Here is a 16,137-nt window from a genome sequence, read left to right as displayed (position 1 = left end):
ATAGTGTTAAATCAGCTTTCTCCGTTCCATTCGCTATAAAATTGTTGCAAAAATGATTCCATAAATAGATGGCGATGTGCAGCAATCTGTTTTGCCGTAGCGGTGTTCATTTTGTCCCGCAGCAGCAATAACTTTTCATAAAAATGGTTTAGGGTAGGCGCCGTCGTATTTTTATATCCCTCCTTACTCAGTTTTTGTTGGGGAGGAATACCGGGGTTATATATTTCTCGATTCTTAAATCCTCCATATTGAAAAGCACGCGCAATACCGATCGCACCTATAGCATCCAAACGATCTGCATCTTGTACAATTTCTAATTCTTTGGAATGGAAATCAACTTGTCCCAAAGATGCTTTATAAGACATATTGAATATAATCTGCTGCACGTGCTCTATTCGTTCTTTATCCAACCCCATATGCTGCAGAAATTCTCCGGCTATACGCGGACCAATCTCCTCGTCACCCTGATGAAACTTGCTATCGGCGATATCATGTAGTAATGCAGTCAATTCACAAACCAATGCATCCGCTTCCTCTGTTTCCAGAATCAACTTCGTATTATTCCATACACGCTGTATATGCCACCAATCATGTCCGGCTTCTGCATTTTTCAGTTTTTCCTGTACGAACGCGACTGTTTGCTGGATAATCTTCTCGTCATCTATCATTTTTATCCCGTATGCGAATGAGTTTATGTATTTTACGGTCGGTAGGTTTATCCCCTTCTTTTGCCTCCGTTCGTTCGCTCGTTCTTTCTGAATCTCTTTCTCTTGTCCTCTCTCGGATCTCCGGCGGTGTAGCGACAGTACCCGGTCGCTCTTTCGATCCTTCATACAATTCATACTGCAATAAACGGCAGTCTAATTTGCCACTGAAGAACTCAAATCTACGGGAAGCTTGCAAGCCGATCTTTTTTGCCAGATCGAGATTTCCGGTAAAAACATAACCTCGATACCCTTTACACTCCTGCTTCATAAAATCACCTATACGCTTATAGGTGGCTTCTAGCTTACTGTGCGTACCGAGACGCTCACCGTATTCGGGATTAAACATAATCACACCGTTTCCCTCCGGAATAGTTGTTTTCGCAAAATCACCTACTTCAAACGTAATCAAATGCTCTACCCCTGCCGTCCTTGCATTCGATTTCGCAATCTCTATCGCCACATCTGATATATCCGAAGCGACAATATGCGGGAGGTTGTTTTTGTCTGTCAATTCCTTCAATCGACGACGTTCCTCAAAAAATACTTTCTCATCGTAACCTATAAAATGCATGAAGGCATAGTTCATCCTTTGCAAGCCAGGCATACGCTTTTGTGCCATCAGTGCAGCTTCAATAGCTAAAGTTCCTGATCCACACATAGGGTTTACGAACGGTGATTTACCATCCCACTGGGTGGCCATGATGGTCGCGGTAGCCAGTGCTTCCAACATGGGGGCTTTGCCCGGATGTTTCCGATAGCCATGTTTAGCAAGTGTTTCGCCGGAAGTATCTAAAAAGATCTCTGCTTTATCATCGATCCAATGCAGGTGAATAACCGCCCGGTTTAATTCCGGTCCCGTATCTGGCCGTACACCTTTTCTATCCTTGATACGGTCTACAATCGCATCTTTTACCTTAACATTCGCAAATAGCGGCGTGGTGATCGTTTCATTATGTACATTCGATGTAACGGAGAAGTATCCGTCAAACGGCAGCAGTTCTTCCCAAGCAACCGTTACCAATGCCTTATAAAGCTCATCGGCATTCCTGGCCCGAAACGATTTTATTTCATAAAGCACTTGACTCGCTACCCGTAAATTGAGATTTAATCGAATACACTCATTTACAGAAAGATTGACCTCTACGCCCGTATTAAAAGTGCGGACAATAACGAAGCCCAATGCTTCCACTTCCTGCGCTAAATAAGGCGATAAGCGTCTATTGCAGGTAATAATAACTTTATTAGGGGTGTTGAAAACTTCCATCATCTTTTTGCAAAGTTACTATTCTGCTTAGCAAAAAATGCTTAATTTTACAGTTTAATACGTTTTTGATATGGAAATAAGAGGAAAAGTTCATGAGATAGGCGCTACGCAACAGGTTACGGATTCTTTCAAAAAGAGAGATTTAATTGTTGCTTACGCCGAAAACCCACAATTTGTAGAATACATTCGTTTTGAGGCGACGCAAGATCGCGTCAATATATTTGATAACTTGGCTGTTGGCGATGACATAGAGGTTTCTTTTAACCTACGTGGTCGTCCATGGACAAATAAAGAAGGGGTGACCACGTACTTCAATTCCTTAGTAGCGTGGAGAGTAACAAAACTGGCCAATACGCCACAACAAGCTCAAGCACCAGGCCAAATGGATATGCCTCCGGTAGATATCTCATCTTCGGGAGCAGATGATGACGATTTACCTTTTTAAGTTTTAAAAAGTATAAAATAAAGAGACAGCCCCATACGGGCTGTTTTTTTGTTTTATAACATATTCCTTCTTTTGCTTTTTTCTTGATAAAGAAGAATTAACACGCTATACATTTGTACCATCCCCCATTAACACAAAAGGTCGCATACGGATGTTTGAGGTCTGTAGAAATCCATCCTTAGCACGATCCCATCCTCTCAAATATCCGAAGCGACGATTTTTTTTGTTTCTTTTTTTGAGGTAAAAAAAGAAAACTAAACATCATTCTGGAAACACAATCTCAATATGTCCTTCTTTTCCTTCCCACTTAGGCCCTTTTTGTAAGACCTGTATAATCTCTTCATAGATTTGTTGACTCTTTACCACCCTTGGCCGTATATCATAAGGTAGTCCATCGGAAGCCACTTTGAAGCGTACCTCTAGCCGTTTTTCCATGTTTACACCCGAATAATGTTCCGAAACAAATGCAGAAAATGATTCCCAGCCACCTAACGGCTGTGCATCACCCCCAGGTAATGCATGTACAACCGTCTGTGTAAGGGCATCATCCATCAGTTCTACTTCGGTCATGTTAGCGTGTTGTCGGTTAGGGAGATGGCGAATCAGCAAGAGTGTACACACCGCAATAAACATCACCGCACCTACCATCCCAATGGCCAAGCGCTGCCAGCTAAAATAAAATCTATTTTTGCGTTGGGCATGTTCTGCTATACGCCTTTCGAGCCGTTGCTGCAATAAGCTTAATGATTTCACGTCAATTCCCTGCTGCATCTTATAACCATCAATTGCATCCTGCAAGAACGGATCTTCTAACGCTTCCCGTTCCAATGCATGCATCTCTTCCCGACTCATTAAGCCGTGTATATAGTTGTGTATTCTTGACAATTGATAGTTATTTTCCATGTTTCCCGCTCTCCATACAAATTTTCAAGTTTCTTTTCCCATTTTGGATATAGCTCTTCACTTTACTCAAATCGTATGCTGTCTCTTCCGCAATATCCTTATAGCATCTTTGTTCTAGATAGAACAGACGTACGCAAACTGCCTGCTCGGGGGAAAGAGACGCCAGACATTCGTGTACTTTATCAAAATCATCTTCCGTCCATTTCGTTTCTTCCTCCGTTACAAGCTTCTGTTCGCTTTCCGACATGTTATCTTCGATATCCACTTGCATTTTGCCTTTCTGTTTTCGAAGTTCCATCAAGCAATAATTTCGGGCAAACACATACAGCCAGCTTTTGAAATTATCCACCTCATGCACACGAAGCTTGTGTATTAGTTGCTCAAAGATCTGCATAACCGCATCTTGACTCGCTGCCTGTTCCTGAAAGTACTTAAAACACACACCGTATAACAAAGACATATAAGGAGCATATAGTTCCCCCAATACTTGCAAATCACCCGTTTGCTTATAATATACGAGTTGTTCTTTTTCGTCCATACGCCATTATCCAATAAGAGGATGCTGAAAGATAGTAAATTCCATAATATTTAGTCGTCTATATTTTTGTTTGGATTATTAGTTTCGGTACGATTTATAAAAAAATTTCACAAATATTCCTTCTTCATCATTTCTACAAAATTGGCATAATAGGCGATAGCTTCCGCCGGTTTGTTACGTTCGATCAGCAAAATGGAAGGGATCACTAATTGGTCGTAAATACAATCCAAAATTTCATGTTTATTATCTGCCCGATAAATATTTTTCAGCATAGCGGGGGCAATAAGCTCATATTCCGAAATCAGTTCATCATATTCTGGTATGGGCCTCATTGCGGTTTCTCTCAACTGCCTTAACGTTTGCAATTCATAGCAATCATCCGCCAGCCCTTTATGGAAGACACAGGCAGACGTCAGAAAACAATCCAAATCATCAGAATCAGTAGTTGTTCCCGTGTCCGTTGCTTCCGTATTGTTAGTGGCCGTTTCAGCCTCCAACTCTATGACAGGCATATCAGACTCATCAAATAGATAAACAGCACCATCTGAGACCCCATTTGAACCATCTATGTCTTCATGAAATCCAAATTTAATCATATTCTCCCCATTTTTTTGCTGAATCATACCGTAGTTATTGTCTAAATTATCCCCTCCTTTTGCCTCGTAGATATGGAAAAAATAGCTTGAATTATCAAAGTCTACATCCTGAGACGTACGTTTAAAAATCCGGAATTTTGTAGATTTAACATCACCATTTAGACCAATACACAGCCCCACTTCCTCTCGCTGAAAGTCACTCATAAATGCGGCAACACTATCGGTATTATACAGGTGAAGATGGATCGTCAGCTCATCGTCGGGACGGTCTTTTAACGTAAAAACACCCTTAAAATTAATTGAACTGGCGATTTTATCACGTGCCCTTACAAGTTTTGGCAACGTAACCATGAGCGGCAAAGCCGCGACGGCTGTTATGAATTTTCTTCTTTCCATTTTTTTTAGATTTAAATGTTAGCCACATTACAATCTTCCTAAGTAAAACCCAGACCGGAGACCGTAATAAAACAATTTTGAGGTTATTCCTGTTCTAAGATACACTATATTTTCTGTGTCGGGGATATCATTCACAACTATTTTCAACAAGTATCTTCCAGGTTGGATTGCCACAGTCAGTTGATCTTGTCCTTGTAGCACATTATAACCTCCCTCAGCCGACTTCATGTACCGAAAAGACCTACAGATGCCTACATCGGTATTGTTACTCTCGTAAATCATCCATGAAAAATCCTTGCTTTCTTTAGGTATATATTTAAAGAACCAAAAAATTTGGGCGGATCCTACAGGCCGGTCTACAATAAAGGGAAGCATAGTCTCAAACGTTCCTTCTTCCTCATTAAAGGTATATTTTAGCGCCGAAAGATCAACACTGTTCATATTAAACAAAAGTATCGTGTCGGGCGGATCGGTCGTAAAAAAATCCAAAGAAGGGTTATTATAGTCTATTCCTTGTATACTTTGTGCCTGCATATGATAGGTAATACAAAATATTGATAAGATTAACAGACTGATGTTTTTCGTAATTTTCATGGCGTTATTTTAACGTATTTCATTACAAATAAAACAAATAGCCCTTCACTTGCAAATACCCATTATTAGGTATTTTTCAATCTACCCAAACAACAGCAATGCAATCACCAGCGTCACCACAATATTGAATCCCTGAGCGATCAGAAACGCATAAAGGGGTTTCTTGTTGTTATGCACAAATAATTCTTTAAAATTCGTTTCCAAACCTATCGATGTAAAAGCCAATGCAAACCACAAACCTTGTATACTTTTCAATTCCGCTTTTACGCCGTCAACTTGCGCAGGATTAATAACAAAAGAGAACAAGAGGGACGCAAAAACAAACCCTATGACAAATTTGGGAAAACGTCCCCAAATAATCTTCAACGTTGGCTTTTCCGCATGCTCCGCACTCTTTGAGTGTGAATACGTCCAGTAGATACTAATGGCAAAGGCTGCAATTCCTAGTAGTACATTTTGCGAGAACTTCACGATCGTACTGATCTCTAAGGCACGCTCTCCCACCAAAGACCCCGACGCAACGACCGCACCGGTGGTGTCAATACTGCCACCAAGCCATGCACCCGTTACCTCTTGGGACAGGCCCATCCATTCTGCGATATAGGGCATAAAAATCATCATCGGAACCGCCGTGATCAGTACCAACGAAACCACATAGGATAGCTTTTTAGCATCTCCTTTAATCGCTCCTGACGTAGCAATAGCGGCCGACACACCACAAATGGAAACAGCCGACGAAAGCATCATCGCCATCTCCTGATCTATTTTTAATTTTTTACAAAGCCAAAACGCAAAATACCAGACCGACAATACAACGACCAAGGCCTGCACGAGCCCTAAAGCTCCCGCTTTCAATATCTCGCTAAAAATAACTGTCGTTCCCAATAGCACCAAACCGATTTTTACATACAATTCGGTAGAAAGTGCTTCTTTAAACCAAGAGGGTAACTTGAAAAAATTGCTGATCAGCAAACCGATACCCAAGCTAAATATAACAGCTTCCAAGTTATACTCTTGTACGGTACTATTGCCTGCTAAAACCAATGCAAATATGGTTAATACAAAAATGAAAGGAAAAACGACCAAAAGTGGCTTTAACGGTTTTCCCAACAACAAGGCTCCCACGAGAGCAGTAGCAAACACCAATAAAAATTGTGCCCCCACAACCAATAGGTTATCGGGGGATAAGACTTTTGCAAAAAGTATCGCTGACGTATCCCACGAAAAACTTGGTTTAGGTACAACGACACCAAACAGAGCTAAAAAAATAATAGCTAATCCGAGGATCACGACCACCCAGTCCTCGCTAATCATTATACTTGATTTAGAAGATGACATTATAATATACAGTTAAGGTTTTTTGTAAATGATGGACAATATAAGTATTATTTCACGAGATCGGTCAATGCACATTTAATCTCTCCAAAGTCAAAACCAAATCCATCTTCCACAGTGTATTTGGTTGTCCCCGGAACAGAATGAAGTAGAATACTCGAATCGACGCCTTTTAAAAACGAACCGATACGCGCCATGATCAAGGGAAGTGGCAGCCCAAAAGAAACACCCACACTTTCTCTGAGCACTTTCATAAATGCAGCATTGGTGACTGGATTAGGGCTACAGGCATGATAAACCCGCCGTGGTTGCGTCCGCTCGATTATCCACTGTACCAATTTCACAAAATCTCGCTCATGAATCCAACTAACGCATTGACGTCCATCAGCAACTTTCCCGCCCAGACCCCATTTCGCTAGTGGGATTAGTTCAGCGAACATACCTTGTTGTTTTGACAACACCGGACTGACGCGAAGTATCACCTTCAACGTATCCGGAAGATCAAATGCTGAAAAAGCAGCTTCCCATCTTCGGGTCAGTTGCGCTAGATAATCGTTGCCGATCGCCATACTTGTCTCATCCTGCCATTCGTTTAATCCAGAAAAAATAGATATACCAGAAAAATTTATCCAGAGTCTTGGAGGTTTATTACAAGTGGCTATTGCTCTTCCCAAGGCATTAGTTGGTAAAAGGCGAGAATCTTCAAGAAGTGCTCTATTTTTAGGTGTAAAGCGACATTGTATACTTTTACCACTCAAGTTGATCACGGCATCTGCACCGTTCAGCACATTGCTCCAAGATCCGACATGCTCACCGTCCCAAAACACATACGTAACGCCTTCTTCTTTTCTATTCCGCTGCCGGGACAAAATCACGACCTCCCATCCCGAATCCAGAAAAGCCCTCTTTAATAACGTGCCTAGATGACCGGATCCTCCGGCAAGTATAATCTTACTCATAACATTACATCCACATTAAAATGATCCTTTAAAACGAAGCGGGCAGCATGGAATCCGCACATCCCGTGCACACCTCCTCCCGGAGGTGTAGAGGAAGAGGCGATGTAGACGTTTCTGTTCGACGTACGATAGGGCGTAAGGGATAAAGAGGGGCGCGTATACAACTGATAGATATCCATTATGCCGCCATTGATATCTCCACCAATGTAGTTTGGATTATATGCTTCCATTTGTGTAGGATTAAAGGTATGCCGCGCCAGAATAGTGTCTTTAAAACCAGGAGCAAAACGTTCAATCTGATTCTCAATATGCGTTGTAACGTCAACAGTGGAGCCATTGGGGACATGGCAATATGCCCATCCTGTATGTTTACCTTCAGGGGCCCGGCTTTTATCAAATTGACTAGGCTGTGCAAACAAAACAAATGGCTTGTCTACCACATGACCTCTGTGAGAATTAAGCTCATTCCGCATTATTTCATCATAGGTATTACCGAGGTGCACCGTTGCCGCTTGCTGGCTGTACCCGTCTTTAAAGGGCGTAGCATCAGAAAGCGCCCAATCAACCTTAAATACCCCCATGCCATAACGATAATTTCTCAACTGTTTCCGATAGGAATCGTGCAACTGCAATCCCTCTAATCTCAGCACTTGCTTGGGTGTTAGATCCAATATCAAGATCTTATGCTGGGGAAGCTCCCGCGTATCTTTTACCCAACATCCTGTTTGTATTTCGCCGCCGAGCGAAATATAATATGCTGCCAACGCATCAGCAATAGACTGGGAACCACTTTTGGGAATAGGCCAACCATACCGATGTCCTACCCCCATCAGCACCAAGCCAATGGCAGAAGTTGCCCAGTTTGATAGGGGTTGTATGCCATGTGCCGCCACTCCTGCCCATAGTGCTTTTGCTTTTTGTGTCTTAAACGACGACGCTGTCCAGGTAGCCGGCTTTAAAGCTTTTAACCCAAAACTTGCCAAATCCAGCGGATGACGAGGGAAACGCAATGGCCCCATAGTATCGAGAGCCAAGCTTTCCCATCGGTTAATGATGGGTAGAATCAATTTTGTATAGGTGCGCGCGTCAATCCCTAAATCTTGTGCAGTTTCTTCTAAACTATGGTATAGTACGCCTGCATCGCCGCTGTCCAAAGGATGTGCTGCGGGATAAGCCGCTTGGGTAAATTCCAATCCGTATTCTTTTAAAGTTAGAGAGCGCATGAAAGGGGAAGCCATCGCCATGGGATGTATCGCTGAACAAACATCATGCTTAAAGCCCGGCAGGGTCAACTCTTTTGTACGCATACCTCCTCCGATGGTATCAGCGCCTTCCACGATCAACGTAGAAAGTCCTTGTTGCTGCAAAGTAATCGCTGCAGCAAATCCATTCGGACCGGATCCCACTATAATGGCATCGTATTTTTTCATTCTCTTACTAAGTTACTTACTTTCAGCCAACATCAAAAACGATAGGATAGCGCTGTCAAAAACGATCTCCCCTCTCGCGGATAACCTAAAGCCAGATAATAATCTTTATCTAATAAATTTCGAACACTCAAATCCAGCGAAACACCATTAACGACAGGGACGGAGAACTTCGCCTGCAATAAAGTGAAGTCTGGTGCTTCATCTCCTGTACTCGTCATATACCGTTTACCATAATGCTCAACACTGACAAGAAAAGCCGATTTAATCTTTGGAATATCAACTTTAGTATACCCCATAACTTTATGGTTTGGTACATCTGTAAACTTCTCATCATTTCCGGTTTTGTCCTTTAATGCCATAAAACTATAATTGCCGCCCAAACTTAAAAATGACAACGGCTGATACCCAAAAGCGAGTTCATAACCTTGAAATACCGCTTTTCCGATATTAATATTTTGGTTAACCGGATTACCATTATCCAGTTCACCAACCGTCCGTACAAGGATCGCATCATGGATATCATTCACAAAACCGGACAACTCATACTGAAATACAGAACCTATTTCCCCCGAATAGGTCAGGTCAAACACCCATGCATACTCCGATTTCAGACTGGGATTAGGCACTTGGCTTCCGAATCGACTTGAATATCGCTCTTTCTGCGAAGCAAAACGGGCCCTTTTTGACGCCGATAATGTGATCTTATGGTTATCAACTGGTTCAACAACCAACCCACCCTTGTAATCAAAGGCTTGATTTGAACCAGTCGGAAAATCAAATAACACGTCGCGCTCGCCTGTATCATAATGTGTACCGTATTCCTGTGCTCCGGTATTCCTTCTGGTATTGTAAGACAATCCTAAAATCCCTTTGACAAAAGAATTAAGCTCGATAACATCCTCCACACCTACAAAAAAAGTATAATCATTATATTCTTGAACGGGCTCTCCTGCTTTAAAATTTTGTCCAACCTCCAAACGCTCTGCAATTTCGCGATTATGCTCCCTATGCACGTCAAACTTCTGATTTAAGGACAACGTTATAACGTTATTTCGAATGGCCTCCGACGTAAGATTTACTATCCCGCCAACTGCATAGTCATCATATACACTCGAGAAAGATGAATTTTTATTTTGCAATATATACTCCTTATCGTCATATTGCTTCATCTCATTAAAATAGGTATCGTAATACCCCGTCACATGTAAAAAAGTCTTTTCTGCAAGCAATGTCTTTGTTTTGAAATAAGCACTTTTTTTATCATAAACAGGATAATCTCTCCAATTGCTGTTTCCGGTCAGCAGCACATTTGGAGAAATAGTTTTATTTCCATTTTGATAAATAAAACTCAAGGAATATTCATCTGTTTCGTTTGGTGTATAGCCAACTTTTCCGCTCAATTTGATATCTTGAGAAGCAGCGTGGTTTCTTTTCCCTGCGTCCTGTAAACTGATATCCGTTGGTTCAAAACTATTAGATAAAACAAAATCTTTTCGATCCAAAACAGAAACGGAGCCGAGTGCATAATACGTGTTTTGTCTAGTCCCCACATTGAACGAAGAAAAGTATCCATTTGCCACGTCACCTTTTGCCGATATGAAACCTGACTGACCATTGATATCTAATTTTTTTATTGGTTTCTTAGAAATGATATTAACCGCACCCCCCATTGTATTCGGTCCGTACTGCACCGATACCATACCTTTATCTATGGAAATGCCCTCTATATCAAACGTATTAAACCTACTCAAATCAAATGTCCCGTCGTAAGGTGTGTAAATGGGAATACCATCATAAAAAACCGGCGTCCGCAGCGAATTGAAACCTCTTACCAAAATACTCCCCTCATTTCTTGCTCCTAGCTGCGTAATGCTAACACCAGGCAATAAATTAACAGCTTCAACTACATCGTGCTTATTGAAGCTCTGGATCTGTGTTGCCGAAACCCTATTGTTCAATCCGATGTCAGATCCTTTCCCAAAAATGGTGACTTCCTGAATAGCGTAGTAGCGACTTGTACTATCATTCGGTCCAACTTGCGCAAAAGTGTTCTGAACAAATAATAAAATAAGCAAAGTTGATAGTCTCTCAAAAATTATTTTCACGTTTTCCGATATAATAAATACGTTATTAGATGTCCTTAATGTCTGCCAAGTACACTTCACCGCTTTTCTCAACATCCCAACCCACAACAGGATTAAAATGATAACCTCCCTTCGATTCTCTTGCTTCTACAAGCTGATTATATGTCGGTTGTTCATAACCTGTCTCATCAATCGCTTTGCTTAGGACACGTGTTGGTTTTCCATCCCAGTTCCACATGAATTTAAATGCGGTATGTGCTTTTTCTAACACCGGTCCCTGTAAATGTGCCTCCTGCCAGGTTTTACCATTATTTACACTCACCAGTACTTTTGTCACCTTTCCCCTACCGCTCCACGCTATGCCACGCAATTCTTGCCAGCCTTTTTCAATTTTCTTCGGATACGCAGGATAGGTAATAATAGACCGGGCATCCATCACTAAACTAAACATCCGGATATTCCCGTCTTTGACTTTCTCTGTATATTTAGAAGTTTCCTCCCGGGTCATCACTGGTTCATCTGTCACTTCAATACGTCGTAACCATTTGATTTGTGTATTGCCTTCGAAACCGGGAATGACCAATCGCATCGGATAACCTTGCTGCGGTCGGATAGCTTCCCCATTCTGACCATAGGCGATGATGGCCTCCGTCAGTGCTTCCTGCAGGGGTACACTACGTGCCATCAAAGCCCCATCAGCACCTTCTGCCAACAACCATTTGGCCTCCGGTTTAACGCCGAGATCCCGCAAAACGGTAGAAAGTAACACACCCGTCCACTCACTTTGGCTAGTTAAACCACATACTTCTCCCGGCGTCATTTCCCGTTTTCCGTAACGAAAATTGCCCGAACACTCAATAAAACAAATTCGCGATACCGAGGGGTATTTTTTGAGGTCTGAAAGCTTTAATCGTATAGGTTTTTCAACCAAACCGTGAATCAGTAATTCGTGTTGTGACGGATCTATCTCGGGGATACCGGCATGATGTCTTTCAAAATGTAGGTCCGATGGCGTAATCGTACCTTGCAGATCTTCCAACGGCGTTCGTGAAGCCGTCTCATACGTAGCTATACGCTTGGGGCTATCAAATTTAGAACGATACCCCACTTCGGACGATGGGGCTCCTTGGACCTTGCTGGGGTCGACAACAATTTTTGAATCAAAATCTGGCTCTATGACCTGATTGGATGTATGTTGATACACCGCAAAGCCTACCGCCAAAATTAAAAAAAAGACAACGGCCGCCATCAACCAACGGACAAGATTCCGTATTTGCCTAAAATGTTCTCTTTCTGCTGACATATTATTTTATCTTATCTCTGGACCCCCACGCCGATCATCCAATATGTATCTTTTCTTTGCAGGCATTTCTACCGCTGGCAGGGTCTTTTCTGTAATAATATACTCTTCCTGTATGATACCATTTAAATACAGCAAATAAGCAGTGATATCATAAACCTCCTGATCCGTTAACGACCCAGGGGCATTAAATGGCATGGCGCGACGCACATAATCAAAGATAGTTGTCGCATAGGGCCAATAATTACCAATCGTATTTCTTCCCGTCGAATCTGTGACCAGCTTATCCTCGGGTCCCTCATAACCGTTGACGCCATGACAGCTTGCACATTTATTTTGGTATACTACAGCACCATCTTTCACGTTACCCTCGCCTTTAGGCAAGCCTTTCCCATCGGGCCGAACGTCGATATCCCATTTGGCAATAAAACTTTTATCTGCTGGTCTTCCTATTCCAAATTTCTCCGGCCACGTTGCTTCGTACGTCGCAAGTCCGTCAGACCAATCTGCTTCGTGTCGCTGAACTGGCTCGTCAGAAGGGATCTTATCGGCAGGATTGCAACGAATAAGCAGTGCTACAGCACATCCAAGCACTATATATACTGCCCTATTGTTAATCATACTGTCCAGCAACCAATTTACCTGGGGTAAGCTTATAATCTTTTACAACCCTATCCAAGACAACGTAGAGCGAATCACGGTTTTCATCTATCCCTTCCAATATGACTTTATTACCATTATCATACACGGTATAGTTAACTACGAAACGCTGTCTCACTTCTTTTTTCGCCAATTCATCTGCTTTAGCAAACTCGCGGATACGGCGCGTAGTCCTGGCTTTGGGATGGACATCATCCACCTCATCAGCAAACTTATGTTTTACCGAATCGGGCAACCATTCTTCTAAAGAAATTGCTGGGGCATCATCATATGCCTTTTGATCTTTCAGATAGTTTCGAACACCTCCATCGCCTCCCTCACCAGCTGTCACATTACGCGGATCGGGAATAAGCTTAAATTTATCTTCCAGATACAACTTTTTATTGTCGGTGTCCGCATAATAATGAAACGCACGTTGTCCTCCTGCAACCCCAGATAATTCAAATGTGCGGTTCACATCTCGTTTTGGATCGCCGCCACCATTTGACAAGTCTAATCGCACGGGTCTATTGACACGGAACGTCAACGTAGACCATTTTTCAAATGTTGCCGACTGCCAGCGGATCGTATCATATGGATTAAATGGCCTTGTCTCTCCATTTAATTTAAATTCCGTCACGTTATAATTACCCCGCAACTCCTTAACGCCTGCGGATGAAGGCTGTTTGTAAGGGTCATATTTATAATCTATATACTGTAAATAGAAAAAGACACCTACAAAAATGAAGATAATGACGATTTTGAAACCAATTCTAAAATAGTTAACCCTAGGTTTAAATTTGGGGAGATACAGCTCGACTTTCGCAGCGATTTCGTTGACAAACAAATTATAGAACGGCTTGTAATAGGGCACCAGCAAAAATAAACTCAACAATACGAAGTAAGAACTGTAAACATGCACCCCCCCGTTGTAAGCAAAATTCACTACAACAATGGCCCCCAATGCGCCGACAAGCAAAGCAGCCCCGATAGGAACTGTTTTCCTGAAAAACAGCAAAGTGCCTGCTCCCACTTCCAGTATACCGGCAAATACCTGATACCAAGGTACAATCCCGAATGAAAGCCAAAAAATCTTTTGTGCGGTTAAATCACCGTAATCGGTATCCAAAATCCCTAAAGAAGGGTAGGGCATCTGTACCGGAAAAAGTTTTGTAAAACCAAACCCGATAATTCCCAAACCTGCTCTGTATCGCACAACAACATTAAGCCAATAAAAAAGCTTATTGTACTCCGATAGCTCTCTTTTGAACAGTTTTAGAACAAATGTCCAAATGAAACCAGCTATAATAGAAAAAAATAGGGTGTTGACCCAAATGCTATACCCTTCCAAACGATAGCCAAATGTGGTTCGACCAAACCAATTTACACCTGATCCAAACCGACAGATATCATACAGATCCCTATAATCCAGATTAAACCAATCTATGGCAAACACATGCTTATACCACAATGGGTTATTCGGTATCGATATGATGATAAAGAAAACAAAGCTAATACGAAAAGCGATGAGTTGAAAGGTAGTCCATTGGCTCTTACCTTGTAACAAATTATGAACTGACATCTTCAAATGATTTTAATATTTATAACTTATATCCTAGCCCACGACGTCCAATCTTTTTGACCTCATACAAAAGATATTTTTTGTCTACCTTACGCAGTCCAACTTGAAGCGTATCTCCCCGTACGTTAAAACCGGCCAAGTTTATATGGACGCTATCGGGTCGTTCCAATTTAAATAGGTAGGTATCATCATGATAATTTCTATTTGGATTTTTAAGTGCTATACTATCATTGGTTATCGTATAGCGATAGTATAGACGATCTCCAACTTGGGTGTATTCATAATCTCTGTGATCATCTTCGCGTTGGAAAAAAGCGGTAGCGGGTTCGTCCTTGAAAACTGTATTTACTTTTCGCACACTTAATGTATTCCATTTTTCGAATACAACATCTTTCCATCTTACGCTATCTATTGGTGAAGAAGCCAGTGTATCGCCATTTAACACAAAAATATCCACCATGTATTTTCCTTCAATATCGGGTAGACCTGTCTCACTTGGATAATGCAATGATGAATCTGGCTGTTGATAGATCGAGTAAGATCTGACACCTGTTAACACGATAAAAACAAAGACAAAAGCAGCTTTTAGTGGCAATCGCCATTTTGACCAACTTATTTCCCGCCAATCCAATTTCCAGTTTGCCGGCAATGTCTCTTTAAAGTCAACAATCAGTGATCCTAAACGTTGCAGATCATAGACAAAAATGGGCAGGGTCAACAAGACGATATAGGTAGACACAAAATAAGTGGGTCCTTGATACGCTAAATCTGCCAAAAACGCATTTCCATAAAACGGTATAACAAAAATGACGGCCAGAAAAGCTGTTTTCCGGAAAAGCAATAATACCGCAGCAATAAGTTCAACGATACCCAGAAACACCAGATACGCCGGAGCTGCAGATAAACTTAACAGTAAATGTTTCCAATCTGCAAAATAACCATACGCTGTATTTAAGTGGCTCAAAGATAATTCCGGAACAAAAATGGGAAATAGCTTGAGAAAGCCGGCGACAAACAATATTGCCGCCAGTTTAAAGCGTACAAATATCCTCAAATAATAATAGTATAGCTGTTCGCTATCGGCATTTCCGGGTTTTTCCTTTTTCAGCCAGACAGCTGCTCCAATCAATGCAATAATTAAGATCAATATCCAATCCAATACACCATTCTGTTCACCAAAATAATGTGGTAAGAAGGTAACTAAGTGGAATACGTCCGCAATAAAATATTGCCAACTGATCGTAAACAACGTTTTATAGAAATCTGATTGCAAAGGTAGACTGAGCAACAAGATAAAAAGTATGCTCACACGAAGAAGATACTTCTTCCATACGTGATTTTGAAGATATGCTGCCATCCTATATC

At 41.6% G+C, this 16,137-nt stretch carries 15 protein-coding genes; 1 reads left to right on the top strand and 14 read right to left on the bottom strand.

All coding sequences use genetic code 11. The features are described from left to right. Positions 1–11 precede the first annotated feature (11 nt). Complete coding sequence (locus H8B06_RS17145) at positions 12–668, bottom strand: HD domain-containing protein (protein WP_190995430.1); 657 nt, start codon at positions 666–668, stop codon at positions 12–14. Next, positions 658–1,971, bottom strand: a complete 1,314-nt coding sequence (locus H8B06_RS17140) for a THUMP domain-containing class I SAM-dependent RNA methyltransferase (protein WP_190995525.1) — start codon at positions 1,969–1,971, stop codon at positions 658–660. The genes H8B06_RS17145 and H8B06_RS17140 overlap by 11 nt, the downstream gene beginning before the upstream one ends. 70 nt (positions 1,972–2,041) lie before the next feature. Between H8B06_RS17140 and H8B06_RS17135 the strand changes: the two genes are divergently transcribed. Continuing rightward, positions 2,042–2,416, top strand: coding sequence for a DUF3127 domain-containing protein (locus H8B06_RS17135; protein ID WP_190995429.1), 375 nt, complete (start codon positions 2,042–2,044; stop codon positions 2,414–2,416). Positions 2,417–2,677: 261 nt separating this feature from the next. Here H8B06_RS17135 and H8B06_RS17130 read toward each other — a convergent pair whose 3' ends face one another. From H8B06_RS17130 to H8B06_RS17075, 12 genes are all read right to left on the bottom strand, one after another. Next, positions 2,678–3,301 carry a hypothetical protein gene (locus H8B06_RS17130; RefSeq protein ID WP_223857741.1) on the bottom strand — a complete coding sequence of 208 codons (624 nt, stop codon included), beginning with the start codon at positions 3,299–3,301 and terminating at the stop codon, positions 2,678–2,680. 7 nt (positions 3,302–3,308) lie between these two features. Continuing rightward, positions 3,309–3,857, bottom strand: a complete 549-nt coding sequence (locus H8B06_RS17125) for an RNA polymerase sigma factor (RefSeq protein ID WP_190995427.1) — start codon at positions 3,855–3,857, stop codon at positions 3,309–3,311. 107 nt (positions 3,858–3,964) lie between these two features. Further along, the gene (locus H8B06_RS17120) at positions 3,965–4,849 is read right to left on the bottom strand and encodes a hypothetical protein (protein WP_190995426.1); all 885 of its coding nucleotides are present in this window, start codon (positions 4,847–4,849) and stop codon (positions 3,965–3,967) included. Between the two features lie 27 nt (positions 4,850–4,876). Beyond that, the gene (locus H8B06_RS17115) at positions 4,877–5,443 is read right to left on the bottom strand and encodes a hypothetical protein (protein WP_190995425.1); all 567 of its coding nucleotides are present in this window, start codon (positions 5,441–5,443) and stop codon (positions 4,877–4,879) included. An 81-nt stretch (positions 5,444–5,524) separates the two neighbouring features. Beyond that, positions 5,525–6,757, bottom strand: a complete 1,233-nt coding sequence (locus tag H8B06_RS17110) for a YeiH family protein (protein ID WP_223857740.1) — start codon at positions 6,755–6,757, stop codon at positions 5,525–5,527. 71 nt (positions 6,758–6,828) lie between these two features. Next, on the bottom strand, positions 6,829–7,737 hold the full coding sequence (locus tag H8B06_RS17105; protein ID WP_190995423.1) for an epimerase: 909 nt from the start codon (positions 7,735–7,737) through the stop codon (positions 6,829–6,831). Continuing rightward, positions 7,734–9,167, bottom strand: coding sequence for a phytoene desaturase family protein (locus tag H8B06_RS17100; RefSeq protein ID WP_190995422.1), 1,434 nt, complete (start codon positions 9,165–9,167; stop codon positions 7,734–7,736). The genes H8B06_RS17105 and H8B06_RS17100 overlap by 4 nt, the downstream gene beginning before the upstream one ends. A gap of 32 nt (positions 9,168–9,199) precedes the next feature. Next, positions 9,200–11,272: a TonB-dependent receptor plug domain-containing protein gene (locus tag H8B06_RS17095; protein WP_190995421.1), complete on the bottom strand. Its 2,073-nt coding sequence runs from the start codon at positions 11,270–11,272 to the stop codon at positions 9,200–9,202. Positions 11,273–11,297: 25 nt separating this feature from the next. Further along, on the bottom strand, positions 11,298–12,554 hold the full coding sequence (gene soxC, locus H8B06_RS17090; RefSeq protein WP_223857738.1) for a sulfite dehydrogenase: 1,257 nt from the start codon (positions 12,552–12,554) through the stop codon (positions 11,298–11,300). 6 nt (positions 12,555–12,560) lie between these two features. Beyond that, the gene (locus H8B06_RS17085; protein WP_190995420.1) at positions 12,561–13,172 is read right to left on the bottom strand and encodes a c-type cytochrome; all 612 of its coding nucleotides are present in this window, start codon (positions 13,170–13,172) and stop codon (positions 12,561–12,563) included. After that, positions 13,165–14,772 (bottom strand): hypothetical protein, encoded by a 1,608-nt coding sequence (locus H8B06_RS17080; protein WP_190995419.1) that lies wholly within the window; start codon positions 14,770–14,772, stop codon positions 13,165–13,167. The genes H8B06_RS17085 and H8B06_RS17080 overlap by 8 nt, the downstream gene beginning before the upstream one ends. Positions 14,773–14,791: 19 nt before the next feature. Then, positions 14,792–16,129 carry a DoxX family protein gene (locus H8B06_RS17075; protein WP_190995418.1) on the bottom strand — a complete coding sequence of 446 codons (1,338 nt, stop codon included), beginning with the start codon at positions 16,127–16,129 and terminating at the stop codon, positions 14,792–14,794. Between the last annotated feature and the right edge of the window lie 8 nt (positions 16,130–16,137).

The sequence above is a fragment of the Sphingobacterium micropteri genome (assembly GCF_014692515.1).
GTDB classification, from domain to species: Bacteria; Bacteroidota; Bacteroidia; order Sphingobacteriales; family Sphingobacteriaceae; genus Sphingobacterium; species Sphingobacterium micropteri.
Note: the sequence above shows the minus strand (reverse complement) of the source record. Positions and strands in the feature narration are given on the sequence as shown.

Coding starts and splice junctions, on each gene's coding strand:
- H8B06_RS17125 (WP_190995427.1), bottom strand. CDS start 3,857: ATGGACGAAAAAGAACAACTCGTATATTATAAGCAAACGGGTGATTTG.
- H8B06_RS17100 (WP_190995422.1), bottom strand. CDS start 9,167: ATGAAAAAATACGATGCCATTATAGTGGGATCCGGTCCGAATGGATTT.
- H8B06_RS17140 (WP_190995525.1), bottom strand. CDS start 1,971: ATGGAAGTTTTCAACACCCCTAATAAAGTTATTATTACCTGCAATAGA.
- H8B06_RS17145 (WP_190995430.1), bottom strand. CDS start 668: ATGATAGATGACGAGAAGATTATCCAGCAAACAGTCGCGTTCGTACAG.
- H8B06_RS17115 (WP_190995425.1), bottom strand. CDS start 5,443: ATGAAAATTACGAAAAACATCAGTCTGTTAATCTTATCAATATTTTGT.
- H8B06_RS17110 (WP_223857740.1), bottom strand. CDS start 6,757: ATGATTAGCGAGGACTGGGTGGTCGTGATCCTCGGATTAGCTATTATT.
- H8B06_RS17135 (WP_190995429.1), top strand. CDS start 2,042: ATGGAAATAAGAGGAAAAGTTCATGAGATAGGCGCTACGCAACAGGTT.
- soxC (WP_223857738.1), bottom strand. CDS start 12,554: ATGTCAGCAGAAAGAGAACATTTTAGGCAAATACGGAATCTTGTCCGT.
- H8B06_RS17075 (WP_190995418.1), bottom strand. CDS start 16,129: ATGGCAGCATATCTTCAAAATCACGTATGGAAGAAGTATCTTCTTCGT.
- H8B06_RS17120 (WP_190995426.1), bottom strand. CDS start 4,849: ATGGAAAGAAGAAAATTCATAACAGCCGTCGCGGCTTTGCCGCTCATG.
- H8B06_RS17105 (WP_190995423.1), bottom strand. CDS start 7,737: ATGAGTAAGATTATACTTGCCGGAGGATCCGGTCATCTAGGCACGTTA.
- H8B06_RS17080 (WP_190995419.1), bottom strand. CDS start 14,772: ATGTCAGTTCATAATTTGTTACAAGGTAAGAGCCAATGGACTACCTTT.
- H8B06_RS17085 (WP_190995420.1), bottom strand. CDS start 13,172: ATGATTAACAATAGGGCAGTATATATAGTGCTTGGATGTGCTGTAGCA.